This is a genomic window from Jejuia sp. G7-7, from assembly GCF_055808955.1.
In genome coordinates, this window is the sequence record NZ_JBVVSZ010000002.1 from 617,049 (window position 1) to 636,491 (window position 19,443).

Here is a 19,443-nt window from a genome sequence, read left to right on the forward strand (position 1 = left end):
TTTTTATTAATGTTATTTTTTAATCCAATCTAGACATTCCTTAAAGGTATCAAAAATATGCTCATTGGATACAAGGTCAGGTATAATATCTATACGTTCCATCATATATCTAGGTTGTTCATGTATCCCTACAAATAATATTTGCTCATCATTTTTAGTAAGGTCGTAGAGCATATCTTCCATAGCATAAAGTCCAGATTGATCCATATATTCCATTCTATCCAATCTCAAGATAACAGTTTCTGCCTTATCTGGAAGTTGGGATTTAAGTTGTAAAAAATCTCCCGTAGAACCAAAATAATGGCCCATTAATGTGTTTTATAAAATTTTATCCTTTAGATTAGAAGGAAAATTAGTTTCATCATCCCATGGTTCTTCCTTTAATTGTTTTACGCTAGATTTTTTACCAAGAATATCGCCAGCCTTCTTCATAAAAATTAAAGATGCCAATACCAACCCAATACCTACGGCATATACTAAATTCCAAAATGTAGAAAGTATTAATACAACAAACATTATAAGCACTTCTGAACTTATTTTTATAGGACCTATAGCCATATCTTTAGGTAAACTCGGTATGGCCTTTAAACCTTTATAATCCATAACGCCAATACCAACAGTAATAAGTATTCCAGATAGTACTGCTGCAGGAATTTTGGAAGCAACGGGGCCTAAAGCGAGTAAAATACCTAATAATAGCAAACTAGCTATCATACCCGATAGTTTTGTTTTTCCACCAGATGATATATTTATAACAGTTCTTATAGTTGCGCCAGCACCAGGAATACCCCCAAATACAGAAGCAATACTATTTCCTATTCCTTGACCAATAAGTTCTTTATTTGGCTTATGCTTAGTTTTGGTCATATTATCTGCAACCACACTAGTTAATAAAGAATCTATAGCTCCTAATAGTGCCAAGGTTAATGCAGTAAATATGTATGGTGTTATATTTTTTAGCTGAAACCCAGTAAATATTTCCAAATTAGGCAATGGTAAACCACTAGGGATTTCGGCTATAGGTTTATAATTCAATTTGCATAATACTGCAATTGCAGACATGACTACCAAAGCTACCAAAAGTACTAGGAATGGCTTTTGTAATTCTTTTAAATCCATAAATAATTATAATAGTACCCAAAGCCAACATGAGCTCTAACCAATTTATATTTTGAAGTGCTCTAGGCAGAATTTTTAAAGTACCCCAAACACCCGAAGCGTTTCTGCCTGCCAACACTTTTGCCTCATCTAAAATCTCTACATCTGTTATATTATCAACTTTTGATACTGCACTTTTGTAATCTTGAAGATTTAATAGTTTATCAGACTTTTTATTTCTTGTGTCTTTAATTTGCCTATCAAAAATAACTTGTTCTACAGCTGGTTTAAATCGTTCAACATATTCGGTATCTTCTTTTGAATAATACCCAATAGATGGTAAAATTTGAGTTACTAGAATAATTATTCCAATAGCAGTCATAAACCCAGAAACTACAGGGTAAGGTATGTACTTTATGTATTTCCCTAAACCTAGAATACCCAAGCTAACTTGAAGTAAACCTGCAAAAAGAAATACAGTAAGTATAATTGGTAATGCTTTGGTAACATCGCCATTATTAGCAGCTATAATAGTAGCTATCACTACCATACTTACCGCCGTCATTGGAGCAGTTGGTCCAGAAATCTGCGTATTTGTACCTCCAAAAAGGGCAGCAAAAAAGCTAATAAAAATAGCACCATATAATCCTGCAGCCGGTCCAAGTCCAGAGGAAACCCCAAAGGCCAATGCTAGTGGCAAAGCTATTATCCCAGCAGTAATACCACCAAATGCATCTCCTTTTATATTTGAAAATAATTGTTTCAAAAACACTTATTTTTTAAGTTTATTTAATTTAAAAAACTCTATATAACTATCAGGGTTTTCAACTACACCTCTTTCTGACACTAACCTAATATCAATATTTCGTTCTTTTGCTTTAAAAGCAAAATCATCAAGAATTTCAATAATATCATTATCCAGATATCTTGTTTTTCTAACATCTAATTCTAAAAATGAATCATGAGGTAACTGGTCTAACTCTTTAAGTATAGCTCCTTTATTAAAAAATGTAACTTCTTCAGCAAGAGTCATTTTTATTTTACCATCGTCAACATCTTCCCCTTCTTTGTGTAAGAAATGTGAATTTTGAAAACTCTTGATTAATATAACAGTAATACCTACTGCTAAGCCTAAACCAATACCCCAAAGTAAATCTATAAATACAATTCCTAAAATTGTTACAATAAAAGGCACCCATTGTTTCCAGCCTAAACTAAACATTGTTTTAAATGTTGAAGGTTTAGCTAGTTTAAAACCTACAATAAATAATACCGCTGCTAATACAGATAGCGGAATCATATTTAAAAGTTTAGGTATTAATATTACTGAAATTAATAAGAAAAACCCATGAATTATTGCAGACATTTTTGTCCGCCCTCCTGATTGAATATTTGCAGAACTTCTAACAATTACCTGCGTAATTGGTAACCCCCCAATAAAACCAGAAATTATATTACCTGTGCCTTGCGCTAATAACTCTCTGTTGGTTGGAGTCACATTTTTATGCGGATCTAATTTATCAGTAGCTTCTACACATAACAAAGTCTCAAGCGAAGCTACAACGGCAATTGTAAACCCTGTAATCCAAACATCTACTCTAGTTATTGCCGAAAAATTCGGAAAACTAAATTGTCCTAAAAAAGTATCAAAATCTTCTGGAACAGGTACTGAAACCAAATGGTTTTGTGTAATATTAAGTGTTCCTCCTTTAGTTAAAATGTAGAATACAATACCCACAACTACAGCAACCAAAGGCCCTTGTATAAGTTGAAAAACCCTTCCCTTTTTAACTAAAACATTGGACCACAATAACAAAATAGTCATGGCTATTATGGCAATAATTGTTGCGCCAATACTAATATTACCACTTATTAAGGCATTAATAGCTTTTAAAAGCTCTGTTAGTGTGTTTTCTCCATCTATTTGCAGAAAAGCAAAATCTCCTTGAGGGTCTTCATCCATTCCAAAAAAGTGAGGTATTTGTTTTAGAATAATTATAATTCCAATGCCTGTAAGCATACCTTTTATTACCGAAGAAGGAAAGTAGTATCCAATAATACCTGCTCTTAAAAACCCAAGTAATAATTGAATAGCACCTCCTATAACTACAGCTACTAAGAAGTTTTCATAGCCACCTAAGGCACCAATTGCGGTAAGTACAATTGCTGCTAAACCAGCAGCTGGACCACTAACTCCAATTTTAGAGCCACTTAAAGAACCAACAATAATACCTCCAATAATACCAGCAATAAGACCTGAAAATAGTGGTGCTCCACTAGCTAGAGCAATACCTAAACATAATGGCAAAGCCACAAAAAATACTACGATACTAGCAGGGAGATCATTTTTTAAATATTTAAACATAAAATAAATAATTGTAAACCAAAGCCTAATAGGCTGACAGTTTAGTTAGTAAGAAATTTGAGTTTATAGAAAAGCATTTATACTTTTGGAGGAGGAAAAGAAAGCTTGATATGTGGTTTTTTATACATTTTTAAACAGTACTCTAAAGTGTTTTCCCAAAAACCTATAATATGTGTAGATATCGGGTTCTTTATTTCTAAAACTATAAAATCTTTTTCGTTATTCTTTTCTTGATTTTTCTCCTTCTCTTCTTCTGAAGCTGCATAAATCATAGAAACATCTATATTATCATCAATAAGAATCATAACTGTAGGCGTTACTACAATTAGCATGAATATTGAGACTAATAAAACGGCGATAGTGTTTCTTAACATTGCGGGTTATACTATTAAAAAACTAAATATAATACATATTTATGAAGCTTTTAAAACTCTTTTAATTTTTTTATGCCCCTAGAAGAAATTCTGCCCATTTTTCAATCAGAAAGTTTTATTTCTTTTCCAGTTATTTACAACGTCCTAGTACTTGTGTTTTAGGTAGTCATTTTGCATAAAACCTCATTTATTTATAAAAATTGACTCTATTTTAATATTTTAATATCTTCACTTGAAATCCACCCTGTTTTCCCATCTAAAAGTTTAATTTTTTGCCAATCATCAACAGTATCAATAACTTGTACTTTTGTGCCTTCATGTAGTCTAAATGATTCTTCGCTTCTAGAATTAGGCTCGGTATTCACTTTGGCTTCTTGAGCAAATACAATAGCTGGGTTGTCTTTCTTATCCAATCCGTATTTATTAAATGCAAAAGCTAACGTGATAAAAAGTGCAATTAAGCATGTTATACTCGTAACAAATGTGATACGCTTTTTTACAGACGAATAGGAAAAATAGTAGATTAATACCAATAAAACATATAAAATTGCTAATGACACAGAAACCTTTGCCCATGTATCAAAATGAAAGGTATTTGTCATGTTTTTAATCAACTTTGAAAAGCCTACTTCTGGCAAATAATCAATGGCGTCTATTGTCATGTTATTTGCAAACGCTAAGTTGTTTTTAATGTCCTTATCGTTTGGGTTTAATTGTAACGCTTTTTCGTAATAATAAATACTTGGTGCTACATTATTTAATTTATAATGCGCATTTGCTAGATTATAATACAGCTCTGAAGAATGATTTTTAGTTTTTAAAACCGCCATGTATTTATCAATAGCTTCGGCATATTTACCCTCGTTATAGAGTTTATTCCCTGTATCAAAAAGCTGATTGTTTTGAGCTTCAATAGTTGAGAAACTTAGTAGAACGAATAATATGTATAAAAACCTTTTCATTTTAACGTGCCTGTTTATCAATTAGCGAAATTGTTTTAGCGGCTTTACTATAATCTTCTTGCATTGTTACATTTGTAATTGGTGTATATCTGGCCAATTCGCAGTTTTCAAAAATGGATAAAAAGTCATTTATAACAGAGGTTTCAACGCCTCTTTCTTTTAATAACGCTTCAATTCTATCCTTACTTAATTCACTAGTTTCTATATTTAATTTAGCTTTTAGATAATTGTGTAATGCTTTTTCTAAGGCTTCATAAAATGCTTCTTTTTTACCTAAGTGTTTCTTCGCACCTTTCAAATATTTTCTAGCCAACCTATCAGCTTTCCTGATTTTATTTCCAACAACATCAGCATCACGATATGCCTTTTTTCTTCTAAAAACTATAGCAATAGGAATGGCTAAAAAAGGCCCTAATAATAAGCTCCAAAATAACTGAGATTTAAAAAAGTGATTGGTTTTAGTTGGCGAAAAGTTGGTTTGGGTTTTTATAAAAGCAAATTGATTATTATTTGTAACCACGGTTTGTTTTACAGTATTTGATGACGAATTACTTGCTTCTGAAGCAGTATTTACTGGTCCGCCTAAAACATTAATCACAATCTCATCAGAAGATAAACGCTTATAAGTTTCAGTTTTCACATCAAAATAAGAAAACGAAACACTTGGTAAAGGGTATTTACCGCGATATTGAGGCACTATGGTATAGCTATCAGAAATACTTCCCTGCATACCGCGAGTTGTGGTACTTACATTTTCCTTATGTTCTGGCTCATAAACCTCCAAAGAACTAGGAAGGTTAATTTTAGGTAGATTGAATAATTTTAAATTACCTTTTCCACGTACTTCAACTTTAGCTTGTAAAGATTCTGTAGCATCCAACTCTGTTTTAGAAGTAGTAACTTTAAATGTAAAATCTCCAACTGCTCCAGTAAAATCTGCAGGTTTTCCTTCTTCTGGTAATGGTTTAACATTGATAGTCTTGTTGCCTGCTGAAACAGTTTTGTTAACCCTTGTCATTAGTCTACCTCCAAATATATCTCGCCTATTTGTTGGCACTTGAACAGATACATTTAAACTTAGAGGTTCTATGTTTAATTTACCTGTTCTTTGCGGATATAATACGGTTTTACGCAGTACTAAATAGCGATAATCTTCTCCATTATAAGTTCCGTTTTGCACACGTTGTCCCTTGGTGTCTATACTTTGACTCCAGAAATCGTTATACTTTGGAATATCTATTTCTCGCCAATTATCAACACCTGTATTCGGAGCAACGTACAATTTGTATACTACAGTAATCGCTTCGTTTAGATATGGGCTTGTATTCGAAACCTCAGCAACTAAATGAATGTTGTTGGAAGCAACATAATTAGGGTCGTTAGGGTTTTTGGTTTATCAATAGCTGCAGTAACTTGAATTTTTACAGGAGTAGTTTTATACGTTTCGCCTTTTATCACAATAGTACCTTGACCTATTGTAAATGCTCCTCGTTTTTTTGGTGCCAAAAAATAACTATAGGTTTTTTTATACTTACGCACACCGTTAAACCAAGAATTACTTACAGATTGGTTTGGACCACCAACCACAGTAAACCCTGAGAAACTAGGCGGATTAAAATTATCTCCATCTTGATTCATCTCAAAATCCACACGTAAACGCTCGTTGATACCAAGCTTTTTCTTGCTCACTTTTGCTTCAAATTTAACCTGAGCAGAAGCAATACTTGAAACAAGTATGAAGAGAATTATGGATATGTGATTAATGAATCTCATAAAGATTAACGAACAATGATTAAAATTTTTACCAATCTTTCTCAGTTTTTATTTTAACCCCTTTTTGTTTTTCAGCATTCATCTTCTCTTGTACCTTTTTTTCTTGATTGTTCATAGCTTCTAACAAACTCTTAACTTGTTGAGGAGATAACTGACCTTGTTGTGGTTTAGGCTGTTTCTTTTCTTCTTTATCTTTATCGCCTTTCCCTTTATCATCCTTTTTATCTTCAGGCTTTTTCTTTTCATCTTCTTCATCTTTACCATCATCCTTCTTATCCTCTTTATCCTCTTTATCCTCGCCCTCTTTATTATCTTTGTCGTCTTGGTTATCTTTATTTTCGTCCTTTTTGTCTTCGCTATTGTCTTTATCCTCCTTATCGTCTTTGTTCTCGTCGTCTTTGTTTTCCTCTTCCTGTTTTTTAGCACACTCTTTTGCTAAACCAAGGTTGTAACGGGTTTCATCATCAGAAGGATTATTTCTTAATGCATTTTTATAGGCTTCTACCGCTTCTTTACAGTTGTTGTTTTTCATGAGAATATTTCCCATGTTATGAAAGGCTTTATGCTTTTCATCTTTTGAAGTTGCCAATTTTGCGGTTTGTTCATGACGGTATAAGGCTTCTTCTAAATTACCGTTTTTGTAATATGAATTCCCTAAATTATATAACCCCGCAATGTTATCTGACTGATTAGATAATGCTTTTCTGTATTCCATTTCAGCTGAAACGAAATCTTCATTTACCAATTCATTAGCTTCATAGACGTAATTATTTGACTTTTTTCAGCCAATAAACGTTCCTTATTTTTTTCTTGTGAAAAAGATAATAATGCCAAACACATTAGAATAGATGTTATTATTTGTTTCATTTTTTTATTTCTAAGTTATAAAACCCTTGATTTTTGTGCGTTAAAAATTTTATAAATTCTCATTAAATAAATTCAATTTCTTCAACCAAGCCGTTTTACGTTCCAGTAACAAAATATCTATAAACAAAAAGAAAATACCGAAACCTAAAAACCATTGGAATTGGGATTTAAAATCAGCAAATTGTTTGGCTTCAAATTCGGTTTTATCCATTTTATTTAAAATATCGCGTATACTTGCTACAACATCATCTGTAATTTTACCGTTGATATAAGCTCCATTTGCTTCAGATGCTATCCCTTTTAGAGTCTCTTCGTTTAATTTAGTAATAACTGTCTCGCCTTGACTATCTTTTTTATAGCTTACCACAACGTTATTTCGTTTTAACGGAATTGGACCACCTTTTAAATCTCCAACACCTATAGTAAAAATACGAATACCTTCTTCGGAAGCTTCTTCGGCAACCGAAATAGCTTCTTCACTATGATCTTCTCCGTCTGAAATAATAATTAATACTCGATTGGTTTGCTCTTCATTATCAAAGTAAGTTTTTGATAGTTTTATAGCTTCATTGATTGCTGTTCCTTGTGAAGATAACATATCGGTATTCATGTTATTTAAAAACATTTTTGCCGATCCGTAGTCTGTTGTAATAGGTAATTGAGGAAATGCTTTTCCAGCATAGGCAATTATTCCAACTCTATCACTAGCCAGGTTATTGATGATTTGAGTGACCAATTGTTTTGCTTTATCCAGTCGGTTTGGTGCAATATCTTCGGCCAACATACTTTTGGAAACATCAACTGCAAATACAATATCTACACCTTCTCGCTTTACGGTTTCTAGTTTTGTACCTATTTTAGGATTTACTAATGCAATTGTAAAACACAAAAATGCCAAACTGAGTAAACCAATTTTTAAAATAGATTTAAATAATGATTTATCTGGACTTAATTTTTTGAGTAATTGTTTATCAGCAAATTTATTTTGAGTTTTACTTTTCCAAATTTGAAGCACCAAAAAGAATAGCAGTATTACTGGGATAATTCCCAATGCCCAAAACCATATTTTTTCATCTAATTGATACATTTATAATGTTTATTTGTTTTTACCTCCTATTATGAATATTGTTTTATCAATACTTTTAATTCGAATTTTTAGTTCCTTGTATTTCCAATTATCTCCATTTCGTTCGGCATAAATATCAAGTTTCCCTTTTTGTTTTGTGCCTTTAATTCTGATGGTTGATCTTACTTCTTTATTATCCTCAGAATACTTAACATAACCTTCTGCTATTGCAAAATTATCGGTAGGTTTAATTTCTCCTAAAACCTTTATTGCTTCACTATCTTTTCTTATTGCTTCAATTGCATTATCATAAAGTGACGTTTCAGTATAGGCTTTACCAACATCTTTAAATTTACCACCCAGACCAGAACTGAAAAACATAAAAATAATTATGGCCAATACCACAACTACAGGAATAAACCATATTCGGTGGCGTTGTATCCAACTTTTATGTTCTATTAATTCGTTCATTTTTGCTATACAAAACTTCTAAAAACAGTAAATCGTAACAGTAATTCTAAAAGCAGTAACATACCTGCAAGTAAAATTAAAGGACGATACTTTTCTTCGTAATTATAAAATTTAAACTCTTCGATTTCGGTTTTTTCTAACTTGTTTATCTCTTTATAAATTTCTTCTAGCTTTTCATTATTGGTTGCTCTAAAATATTTGCCTCCTGTGGCATCTGCTATTTCTTTTAATAAGTCTTCATCAATCTCTACTTGAATTCTTCCGTATTGAAAACGCCCAGTTCTTGGGTCTAAAGCTACTGGCGATAATGCCATGCCATTTGTACCTAAGCCAATAGTATATGTTTTTATGCCGTATTCCACCGCTAATCCGCTAGCCGTTCTTGGGTCTATAAAACCAGAGTTATTTACACCATCAGTTAATAAAATAATGACTTTACTTTTAGCTTTACTATCTTTTAATCGGTTTACAGATGTTGCTAAACCCATACCTATTGCAGTTCCTCCCTCTATAATTGTATTGTATTTTATACTTTTTAATGAACGCAATACGATAGCTTTATCGCTGGTTATTGGAGTTTTTGTATAACTTTCGCCTGCATATTCTACCAAACCTATTCTGTCGTTTGGTCTTCCTTTTATAAACTCTCCAGCTACATCTTTTAGAGCTTCTAATCTATTAGGTTTTAAATCTTTTGCCAACATACTTGCGGACACATCTATTGCCATTACAATATCAATTCCACGTGTAGTTTTTGTTTTTGTAGACACATCTACTGCTTGTGGTCTTGCTAAAGCTGTAATTAACAAACCTAGAGCCAAAAGGCGTAAAAGAAACAGTAAATGTTTTAATTTTGGTAACCAAGAATTGGTTACTTTAAAACCTTTTAGACTTGAAATTTTAAGTTCTGCGGTTTGCTTTTTATTCTTAAAAATATACCATGCTATTGCTATTGGCAGCAATAACAACAGCCAAAATAATTCTTTATTTAAAAACTGAATACCCTCTAACATTATTCCTCTTCATTTTTAAGTTCAACAGAATTTAAAATACGCTCTACTATTTTATCAGCATAATTATCATGTTCTTTCCATGTTAACATGATTTGCTGTATAACATTTTCAGCATTAAAAACTAAAATAATATAATTCCCTTTTTCCTTTTTATCTGTACCTAGCGACGGGAAATCACCTGAACCATGTACTTTCAATCCTTCTGCACCGTTTGGCGTTTCAAACTTATCTGATTTAACCAGCATATTCTCTACACCTTGGGCTTCCATCATTTTTATACTCTGTTCGCTAATTTGGTCCAGTTCAATTTTATTTTTTCCTAAATTTTTTATTTTGGTTGTAGCAACTACAACATTAAACTTATCAATTAAACTCCCGTAAGCAAACAAGGTCATGTCTACTTGTTGCTTAGCTTCTTCAGGTATTGGTGGCGGTGTTCTTTTTAATACTCTTGGCGTAGTAATAGTTATTGGCGGCACACCATATTTACTGGTTACCCATTCGCCTTCTAGAAGTTCTTTACTTTCATGACCTATAATGGTATCCTTTACATAGTCAAATCCAAACTTTAGAGAAAACCCTGTGATTGTAACTAACAATAAAAACACACTTAAACCGACTGTAATCCAAACTTTTTTACGTTTTTGTTTACGCTCTTGTTCTTCACGGTATTTTTCATCCAGCAACTTTTCTTCTTCGGTTGGTTCTGGCAATGCTTCTTTCACATGATCTATCTCAACATCAATAGTATCTCTATCAATTTTAGCTAATTCGATATCTGGAGCAGATTTTGCAAACTTTACTAAATCGGCACGTTTTAAAATACTTTCGAGATTTTTAATGTCCTCTTGACTTAAATCTACCTGATTACCATCTTTTAGAAGTTTTAACCTCGAAATCAATTCATCTGTAGTACTTTCTAATGCTTTATCATATACTTTTTCATCCAAATACTTTCTGATGATAAACGTTAATTCAGAATAGTAGTCTTTTAAATTTTCATTTTGCAAATAAGCACTATCGTCTAGCTTTCTTAAAGCTAATTTTGCTCTATCATAAGGTGGTAATAATGCTATTTTTTCCTCCTCACTCAAAGGTTTTTCTCGCCAAATAAACCACCATAAAATCGCCGCTATTAGTCCAATAATAAGCAACCCAATTAATAGATATTTCCACCAATCGCTGCCTTGTTTTTCAACTTCAATCATTGGTTTAATATCATACAACCCTTGTTTAGTAGTATCTATGGCTATTGTATTTACTTCAACTTTTAAAGAATCTGTAAAAAAAGTTTTATCGCCAATTACAATTTGCTGTCTTGGAATAGTATAAGCTCCAGAATCGAATTGAGTGAGGCCATATTTTTTATCAAGCTGAATTTATCTTTCTTTTTGATAGTATCTATGGCGTAAGATTCTATCATTTCTAGAGGTGCAAATGTTTGTCCTTCTGGAAAAACCACCAAATTAGTAGAATCAGTTTCAACTTGAATTTTATAGGTAATTTGTTCGCCAATTGTAATTGATGTTGAATCTATTGAAGATGTAACCTGAGCGAACGAACAAATAGAACACAGAAAAAAGAACACAGAAAAAATGACCGAAGCCTGAAGACTAAAGCCAGAAATTTTTCTATTCATAAATCGTAATTCGTTAATCATAAATCGTTAATCTTTTATCCTCTTCGTTTAAAATAACCTAATAATTTTTTCACGTAACTTTCGTCTACACGACAATCTATTGTACCAGCACCTGAACGTGAAAATGTTTCTTTGTAATAATTGACTTTTTCGTTATAAAATTTGGCGTAATTCTGTCTTACTTTTTTTGATGTGGTATTTACTAGCATTAATTCGCCAGTTTCTTCATCTTGCATTTGTACTACACCTAAATTTGGAATTTCTTCTTCTCGTTTATCGTAAACGCGAATGCCTGTTACATCATGCTTTCCTGAAACAATTTTCATGGTACGCTCATAATCATCTGCAATAAAATCAGATAGTACAAATACAATAGCTTTCTTCTTCATCACATTGGTTAAGAATTTTAAAGCTTCGGCAAGGTTTGTTTGTTTGCTTTCAGGTTTAAACTCAATCAGTTCACGAATAATTCGTAATACATGAGAACGTCCTTTTTTAGGCGGAATAAACAATTCTACTTGGTCTGAAAACAAAATCAGCCCTATTTTATCATTGTTTTGAGTCGCCGAAAACGCTAAAGTTGCAGCAATTTCAGTAATCACTTCATTTTTGAATTGTTGTTCTGTACCAAATAATTCTGAGCCTGAGATATCTACCATTAACATCATGGTCAATTCTCGTTCTTCCTCAAACACTTTTACATAAGGTTCGCTGTAGCGTGCTGTAACATTCCAATCAATACTTCTTACATCATCTCCAAATTGATACTGGCGTACTTCACTAAAAGTCATACCACGCCCTTTGAAGGTAGAGTGGTATTCTCCTCCAAAAATATGATCAGACAATCGGCGTGTCTTAATCTCTATTTTACGTACTTTTTTTAGTAATTCTTTAGTATCCAATTGTTGTTGAAATGTTGAATTGTTAAATCGTTTAATTGAAACCTGTTTAACCGAATAAACAGTTAAACAAATAAACTATTAAGGCACTTCTATTTCGTTTACAATCTTATTGATGATGTCTTCTGAAGTTACATTTTCAGCCTCAGCTTCATAAGTAATACCTATTCTGTGGCGTAACACATCATAAACAACAGCACGAACATCTTCTGGAATCACATAGCCTCGACGCTTGATAAATGCATAACATTTTGCTGCCGTAGCTAAATTGATACTTCCACGAGGCGAAGCTCCAAAAGAGATTAATGGTTTTAAATCGGTAAGTCTATATTTTTCTGGATATCTGGTTGCGAAAATAATATCCAGTATGTATTTCTCTATTTTTTCATCCATGTAAACCTCCTTTACAGCTTCTTGGGCTGCCAAAATTTGTTTGATAGAAACTACAGGGTTTACTTTATCCCAAGCACCTTTTAAGTTGGCGCGCATAATGAGTTGCTCTTCATCAATTTTAGGATAATCAATGACTGTTTTCAACATAAAACGGTCAACCTGCGCTTCTGGTAAAGGATACGTTCCTTCTTGCTCCACAGGGTTTTGAGTTGCCATTACTAAAAATGGTTTATCTAATATAAAAGTTTCATCGCCAATGGTTACTTGCTTTTCTTGCATGGCTTCAAGTAAAGCCGACTGTACTTTTGCTGGCGCTCTATTAATCTCATCTGCTAATACGAAGTTGGCAAAAATTGGTCCTTTTTTTATTGAGAAGTCATTCACTTTCATATTATATATCAAAGTCCCTGTAACATCGGCAGGTAATAAATCTGGTGTAAATTGTATGCGACTAAAACTTCCATCTACCGCTTGTGCCAGAGTATTAATGGCTAAAGTTTTTGCCAAACCAGGCACACCTTCTAAAAGTATATGTCCACGTCCTAAAAGCCCAATTAGTAGGCGCTCTACCATGTGTTTTTGCCCTACAATAACTTTATTCATTTCTAAAGTTAGTAAATCAACAAAGGCACTTTCCTTTTCAATTTTCTCGTTTATCGACTTAATATCAATTGTACTTGTTTCTTCCATCATTTTTTAAGTTTTAAAGCTCGAATATGCTGCTCATTTTTTCAGCATTGCAAATTGTTAAAATTTTTAATTGAAACCTGTTAAAAATTGGTTAAAAAAAATAGTAAAGTACCATGTTTTCTAACTTTAACCAATAATTATGATAAGAATCTCTTAATTTGAAAGTAGACGTGAATAAATTCTGATGAAATCTGTAATAAACACGATGGCTTTACAAACCTTTTTAGGTATTTTTAAAGAGAAATAAATACACCCATTAATGACTAAAACAGCATTTATTACTGGCGCAACAAGCGGAATTGGCGAAGCTACAGCTTATGAGTTTGCAAAACAGGGCATTAACCTTGTGCTTTGTGGTCGAAGATTAAACCGATTACAAACCATTCAAGAAGCATTAGGTCGATTAACAGATGTTCATATTTTAAATTTTGATGTACGAGACAAACAAGCAACACTAGATGCTATTGCATCTTTACCTAAAAATTTTAAACAGATTGACATTTTAATCAATAACGCAGGAAATGCACATGGTTTAGATCCAATTCAAGATGGTAGTTTAGACGACTGGGATGCCATGATGGATATTAACGTAAAAGGTTTGCTATATGTGAGTAAAGCTATTATTCCTCAAATGACGGCGCGAAAATCTGGACATATTATAAATATTGGCTCCTCTGCAGGAAAGGAAGTTTACCCAAAAGGGAATGTTTACTGTGGTAGTAAACATGCCGTTTTGGCCATTACCGAAGGGATGCGTGTAGACTTGAATCCGTTTGGAATTAAGGTTGGTGCTGTAAATCCTGGATTGGTTGAAACTGAATTTTCACAAGTGCGTTTTAAAGGTGGTGCAGCAGCCGATTCTGTGTATACTGGTTTTAAAGCTTTAGAAGCTAAAGATGTTGCCGAAGTTATTTATTTTGCAATTTCCAGACCACCACATGTTAATATTGCTGATGTTTTGATGTTTTGTACGGCGCAGGCTAATAGTACAACTGTGAAAAAGGAAAGATGAAAAATTGGTTGAAAAATGAATGGCTAAGTTTAGTATCTCAGTTTACGGAAGATAAAAACTTAATTGACTCTCTCTGGAAAGAACTTGAGATTAATTACACGAGCAAGTCAAGACATTACCATAATTTCACACACATCTATAAAATGCTCATGCAATTAGAAGAGTTTGATATAAAAATTAATGATGTTCAATCATTAAAGTTTGCTATTTGGTATCACGATGTGATTTACAAATCCACAAAAAAGGATAACGAGGAGAAAAGTGCTGATTTTGCCAAAAATCGTTTAAAATCATTCAATTTTAATGAAAAAAGAACAGAAATTATTCAAAATCTCATCATTTCGACTAAAAAACATGAATTAATTTTAACAGAAAATAATGATAATGCTATCCTTTTGGATTTAGATTTATCTATTTTAGGGACAGATTGGGAAACTTATAAGAAGTATATCAAAAACATTAGAAAAGAATATGCCATTTACCCTAACTTTATGTACAAAAAAGGACGAAAAAAGGTATTACAGCATTTTTAGAACGTTATACTTTATTCTTTACAGAACATTATAAAACGAATTTTGAAACACAAGCCAGAGAAAATTTAAAACAAGAAATAGAATTGCTATAAAATAGCTACCGCATGAATTGCGGAATAACAAATATGATTAACAAACGTCTTTTAATAAAACACTTACTTGCTCACAACGATGAGAATAGTTTTTATGATAAAAAGCGAAAAAATAGATATTGGTCAAAAGGAAGGAAAAGCGAAATTTTTAAAGCATGTTTGCGCACTTTCAAACAGTAACCCAAAAAACAATTCGTTTATAGTTATTGGTGTTGAAGACGAAGACAACAAAATAATTGGTGTAGATTTTTTTGACGATAGTAAAATTCAAAATTTGATTAATGCATATTTATCAAATCCGCCAATTGTTCAGTATGAAAACATTCCGTTTCCGCATTTACCTGATGATAAAGTTATTGGGCTGGTCACTATTAGGCCTACTGGAAAATTAACTTCTCTCAGAAAAAATATCTGGAAATATTATGGCGGCTCTGTATTTTTTAGAGATGGCAGCATTAGTATGCCAAAAGTTTTTGAAAGCGACATAAAAGATGTGAATTCTAAAATTGTGGAAGCCATTGAAAACAATGCTCAAAACAATATTGAGCATACGCTTAATGGTGTGATGGATTTTATGAATACCCGGAAAGACTTTAATGCACAATACAAAGTGTTTAAAGAGTATTTTGTGGTATGTTGGGCAGGGCAACAAAAAACTGTGAAAGATGAAGTGTTTTATTCTCGGGTTGATATTGAATTGATTAACGAGCAGGTGCGTTTGTTTTTTTCTGCTTTAGATGAAGTATCCATTTCAATTACAGATGATACATTTAAAATTATAGAATATGTTAATTTAGGATTTAAGAAATCTTATAAATATTATCCGTTAGAAGAAACCATCATCAATTTTCATGATAATGCAAACTATAATATTGAAAAGAAACTGCTTTTTGAACCGCCTAGATTTAATAAGAAAACATTACATCATATTTACAATACGAATAATGCCATTTTAGAAAAATTAAAAAAAGGATTAACATTAACTAACAATGAATTGACAGATTTGAACAATTTGCCTTCTACTTATTTAATATGTTACTTCAACGACTTTCCAGAAGCTTTAGATAGATTACAGGAAGCTAAACCATATTTAAAACATCACAATACATCTATTTATGTTTTATATAAAGAAGCGATTCGTATTTTAAGGAAAGTAAAATATAATTAACATTTGTTAATAATTTAACCTTTATTTCACATTAAAAGTTTTTTGGTTTACGGAAAAACTGTAAATTTGCACCGCTATTAATCATTTAATTAAACCTTGATGCCCCAAATCGAAAGAATAGGCTCAAGGTTTTTTTTACTCTAGACTTTAGTAAGAATACTTTCTCTTCGATGGTTAATTACTGTTAATCGCAAATTCGCCCGCGTTAGGGATTGTAGTGGATAGCCCACAGCACCGACGCAGGAGGTGCGAGGACTTGGAACGGAAAGCCCGACCTAGGTCCTGAACTAAATTCAGGATATAGGTAACGCCCAAATAATTCTAAATAAAATCTAACTGTTTAAAAGATTTGTTGAGTACTTTTTTATCATCTACCTCAAGCCATTTGTCTAAAACGGTGGCGTAAATGGTTCTGAAATCTATCTCGAATTTTAAATCGCCATTGTCGTCTAAATCACTAAGGCTCGCCATATCGTTATAGAAACCTTGGGTTTTTAAATTTTCGCCAATTACAAATACATTATTTGCCGTACCGTGGTCTGTGCCAACACTTGCATTTTGTTTTACACGACGCCCAAATTCTGAAAACGTTAGAATTAACGTGTCTTTAAAGGTGTCGTTATCTTTTAAATCCTTTACAAAAGCTTCGATGCCATTTGCGTATTGCCCCAATAATCGTTTTTGGGTATTGAGTTGATTAACGTGTGTATCGAATCCATTTAAAGAGGTATAAAACACTTTGGTGTCTAGTCCAGAATTAATGAATTGTGCTGTTGTTTTTAACTGTTTCCCGAATTTATTGTTTGGATATTCTTGAAAACTTGTAACGGTTTTACTGGTTTCAAATATGTACTTAGCCGAAGACTCTGCAGCTATCATGGATTTGTACAAATACCCTAAATTATGTTCGCTTAAATGCGCATCGTTTTGATGGTTATGGATGTTTTTAAAATATGGATCTTTTGAGAAATTATATAACGTTTTAGCATTTTGAGTAGCGATCGCATTTGAGTTTTCGCCTTTCATGGCTAAGGATAAACTCTCATCTATTTCGATAGCGCTATACGGTTGTTTTCCATAATTATCTAAATAACGACCTACCCATCCACTTTGAGAAAACTCATTAGAATCTGTAGCTGTTTGCCAAATATCCATAGATCTAAAATGCGAACGCACAGGATTTGGATACCCTACGTTATTGATGATGGACAAATACCCTTTATCATAAAGTTTTTTTAAAGGCTCTAAACTAGAATGTAATCCAACTTCATCATTTAATTTAATGATATCGTTTTTAGGAATACTCAATGTTGGGCGCTCTTTATAATACAAATCGTTTCTGTAAGGAACCACGGTATTTAACCCATCATTTCCGCCAGACAATTGAATAATTACCAAACGTTTGTAACCTAATTTGCTACTTGCTACTTGCTCAAAAGCACGTACAAAACTAGGCACCATAAATAGGCTACTAGCTAATGACGACTGTTTTAAAAATTTTCTTCTGTCCATAATTAACACATTTGATATTCTGGTAACGACATCAATTGGATGCAATATTCTTGTTTAGATACTTTATGTAAAGCACTTAAATACTGTTTTGCAGCGTCGTTAACTTTACAGGCTAATAAGTGATTTTGAAATTCGTTGATGTCAACACTTTTAAATTGCGTGTTGAAATACTCCCAATTCACTTTTGTATTATAATATTTACCATATTTTTTCTTGAACACTTCTTTTTTAACCTCCATTTGAGCATCATTTTGCCCTTGTTTTACTTTTGAAATGTAGGCGTTATTGAGCAGTAAAGATGGTAACTTTAAGCGCAAAACAATGGTGTTGCTATCTATCCAGTTTTTGCCACCTTTCCAACCTGCAACATTAGGCGGATCTAATAAAATTTGCCCTAACAATCTTTGAAGGTAAAGTAACTGCTTTGGTTTTTAAACTCCGTTGGCACTAAAGTATTAATGCCAACTAAAAACTCTATTGGAGATTTTATTTTTGTACCAATATTTTTTTCATCATAAAACCAGTTTGAGCTTAACATAAAACGCATTAGATTTTCGATATTATAGTCTTTATAAAATACGTTAGCCATAGTGTTAACATGGTTTTCGTCTATGACTTCATTCACAAAATAACAGTATATTTTTTCGCAGATATGCGTGGCACATTGTTTTTGTTCTAATATAATATCAACAATATCTTCGCCTGAAAAGTTGCCTGTTTTTCCAAAAAAGTTTTCTCGCCTTCATGGTGTTGGCGTTTTCTAAATACAAATTCGCCTTGTAAATTATGACTGTATCCAGTAAATGCTTTTGCGCTTTCCTTTATATCTTCTTCATTATAATGTCCTTCTCCTAAAGTGAATAATTCCATTAACTCTCTTGCAAAATTCTCATTTGGCCGTTGCTTTCTGTTTTGTTTGGTGTTTAAATATTTTGTCATAGCAGCTTCTTTAGAAACGGCATTTACAAAATCTTTAAAGTTACCTAAAGCGTGTGTTCTAAGTGTGTTATTAAATTGCTGAATATAAGTGATGCTGTTATCTTCACATACAAAATGATTTGCCCAAAAGAGTGTCATTTTTTCTCTTAGAACTTCTGAAGAGTTGGTAAGTCTATCTATCCAAGCAACATTAAGTTCAATTTGTTTTTTACGACTTATTTTCTGAATTTTTCGCCGAGTTTCTGGATCGAGATTTCTAGAATTCATCATCATGCTACCACTAAAAATGTCTTTTATTTCTGAAGTGTCTACTTCGAGTGGTGTCATTTTTTTGATGCTTTAAAAAGCGAATTAATAACCTCTTTTTTACTCTTTTTAGAAAGGGTATTTAATTCGGTTGGTAATATTCCAAAACCAATGCGCCTATATAAATGTTGTATGTGTTTGGCTTTCATAAAGCGATGAGATTAATTCTGTTTGAAAAATGATATTGTAAATTCTTAGACTTCTGCTTCTAAAAAAGGTTTAAATTCAATATTTGAAGATACAAAAAAACCGTTTCTTATTCAGAAACGGT

The 19,443-nt window shown here is 32.4% G+C and carries 15 protein-coding genes and 4 pseudogenes; 3 read left to right on the forward strand and 16 right to left on the reverse strand.

Annotation, left to right across the window (positions count from 1 at the left end; all coding sequences use genetic code 11):
• Positions 1–12 precede the first annotated feature (12 nt).
• From AC0L5U_RS13045 to AC0L5U_RS13100, 12 genes and pseudogenes are all read right to left on the reverse strand, one after another.
• Positions 13–1,864 (reverse strand): annotated as a pseudogene (locus tag AC0L5U_RS13045) (SulP family inorganic anion transporter).
• A gap of 6 nt (positions 1,865–1,870) precedes the next feature.
• The gene (locus AC0L5U_RS13050) at positions 1,871–3,463 is read right to left on the reverse strand and encodes a SulP family inorganic anion transporter (RefSeq protein ID WP_473416844.1); all 1,593 of its coding nucleotides are present in this window, start codon (positions 3,461–3,463) and stop codon (positions 1,871–1,873) included.
• 77 nt (positions 3,464–3,540) lie between these two features.
• The gene (locus AC0L5U_RS13055; protein ID WP_473416845.1) at positions 3,541–3,837 is read right to left on the reverse strand and encodes a hypothetical protein; all 297 of its coding nucleotides are present in this window, start codon (positions 3,835–3,837) and stop codon (positions 3,541–3,543) included.
• Between the two features lie 206 nt (positions 3,838–4,043).
• A complete protein-coding gene (locus AC0L5U_RS13060) occupies positions 4,044–4,799 on the reverse strand; it encodes a tetratricopeptide repeat protein (RefSeq protein WP_473416846.1) in 756 nt (251 codons plus the stop codon).
• Position 4,800: 1 nt separating this feature from the next.
• Positions 4,801–6,572 (reverse strand): annotated as a pseudogene (locus AC0L5U_RS13065) (BatD family protein).
• 28 nt (positions 6,573–6,600) lie between these two features.
• Positions 6,601–7,317, reverse strand: coding sequence for a tetratricopeptide repeat protein (locus tag AC0L5U_RS13070; protein WP_473416847.1), 717 nt, complete (start codon positions 7,315–7,317; stop codon positions 6,601–6,603).
• 171 nt (positions 7,318–7,488) lie between these two features.
• Positions 7,489–8,526 (reverse strand): VWA domain-containing protein, encoded by a 1,038-nt coding sequence (locus AC0L5U_RS13075; protein WP_473416848.1) that lies wholly within the window; start codon positions 8,524–8,526, stop codon positions 7,489–7,491.
• A gap of 9 nt (positions 8,527–8,535) precedes the next feature.
• Positions 8,536–8,976 (reverse strand): cytochrome c oxidase assembly factor Coa1 family protein, encoded by a 441-nt coding sequence (locus AC0L5U_RS13080; RefSeq protein ID WP_473416849.1) that lies wholly within the window; start codon positions 8,974–8,976, stop codon positions 8,536–8,538.
• A 5-nt stretch (positions 8,977–8,981) separates the two neighbouring features.
• Complete coding sequence (locus AC0L5U_RS13085) at positions 8,982–9,989, reverse strand: vWA domain-containing protein (protein WP_473416851.1); 1,008 nt, start codon at positions 9,987–9,989, stop codon at positions 8,982–8,984.
• Positions 9,989–11,628, reverse strand: a pseudogene (locus AC0L5U_RS13090) (BatD family protein). Before AC0L5U_RS13090 ends, AC0L5U_RS13085 begins: the two are co-directional and overlap by 1 nt.
• 35 nt (positions 11,629–11,663) lie before the next feature.
• Positions 11,664–12,530 (reverse strand): DUF58 domain-containing protein, encoded by an 867-nt coding sequence (locus AC0L5U_RS13095; RefSeq protein ID WP_473416852.1) that lies wholly within the window; start codon positions 12,528–12,530, stop codon positions 11,664–11,666.
• 78 nt (positions 12,531–12,608) lie between these two features.
• On the reverse strand, positions 12,609–13,610 hold the full coding sequence (locus AC0L5U_RS13100) for an AAA family ATPase (RefSeq protein WP_473418290.1): 1,002 nt from the start codon (positions 13,608–13,610) through the stop codon (positions 12,609–12,611).
• 259 nt (positions 13,611–13,869) lie between these two features.
• Here AC0L5U_RS13100 and AC0L5U_RS13105 point away from each other — a divergent pair, with 259 nt between their 5' ends.
• The 3 genes and pseudogenes from AC0L5U_RS13105 to AC0L5U_RS13115 all read left to right on the forward strand — a co-directional run bounded on the left by AC0L5U_RS13105 (position 13,870) and on the right by AC0L5U_RS13115 (position 16,415).
• The gene (locus tag AC0L5U_RS13105; RefSeq protein WP_473416853.1) at positions 13,870–14,622 is read left to right on the forward strand and encodes an SDR family NAD(P)-dependent oxidoreductase; all 753 of its coding nucleotides are present in this window, start codon (positions 13,870–13,872) and stop codon (positions 14,620–14,622) included.
• Complete coding sequence (locus AC0L5U_RS13110; protein WP_473416854.1) at positions 14,619–15,155, forward strand: HD domain-containing protein; 537 nt, start codon at positions 14,619–14,621, stop codon at positions 15,153–15,155. Before AC0L5U_RS13105 ends, AC0L5U_RS13110 begins: the two co-directional genes overlap by 4 nt.
• Positions 15,156–15,280: 125 nt before the next feature.
• Positions 15,281–16,415: pseudogene (locus AC0L5U_RS13115) on the forward strand (DUF5929 domain-containing protein).
• Between the two features lie 321 nt (positions 16,416–16,736).
• On the opposite strand, the gene AC0L5U_RS13120 reads toward AC0L5U_RS13115, so the two are convergent.
• The 4 genes from AC0L5U_RS13120 to AC0L5U_RS13135 are packed head-to-tail and all read right to left on the reverse strand — an operon-like array spanning position 16,737 to position 19,193.
• Positions 16,737–17,927 (reverse strand): DUF1501 domain-containing protein, encoded by a 1,191-nt coding sequence (locus AC0L5U_RS13120; RefSeq protein ID WP_473416855.1) that lies wholly within the window; start codon positions 17,925–17,927, stop codon positions 16,737–16,739.
• A 2-nt stretch (positions 17,928–17,929) separates the two neighbouring features.
• Complete coding sequence (locus AC0L5U_RS13125) at positions 17,930–18,328, reverse strand: DUF1800 family protein (RefSeq protein WP_473416857.1); 399 nt, start codon at positions 18,326–18,328, stop codon at positions 17,930–17,932.
• On the reverse strand, positions 18,322–18,621 hold the full coding sequence (locus AC0L5U_RS13130) for a DUF1800 family protein (RefSeq protein ID WP_473418291.1): 300 nt from the start codon (positions 18,619–18,621) through the stop codon (positions 18,322–18,324). Before AC0L5U_RS13130 ends, AC0L5U_RS13125 begins: the two co-directional genes overlap by 7 nt.
• Positions 18,603–19,193 carry a DUF1800 family protein gene (locus tag AC0L5U_RS13135; protein ID WP_473416858.1) on the reverse strand — a complete coding sequence of 197 codons (591 nt, stop codon included), beginning with the start codon at positions 19,191–19,193 and terminating at the stop codon, positions 18,603–18,605. Before AC0L5U_RS13135 ends, AC0L5U_RS13130 begins: the two co-directional genes overlap by 19 nt.
• Positions 19,194–19,443 lie beyond the last annotated feature (250 nt).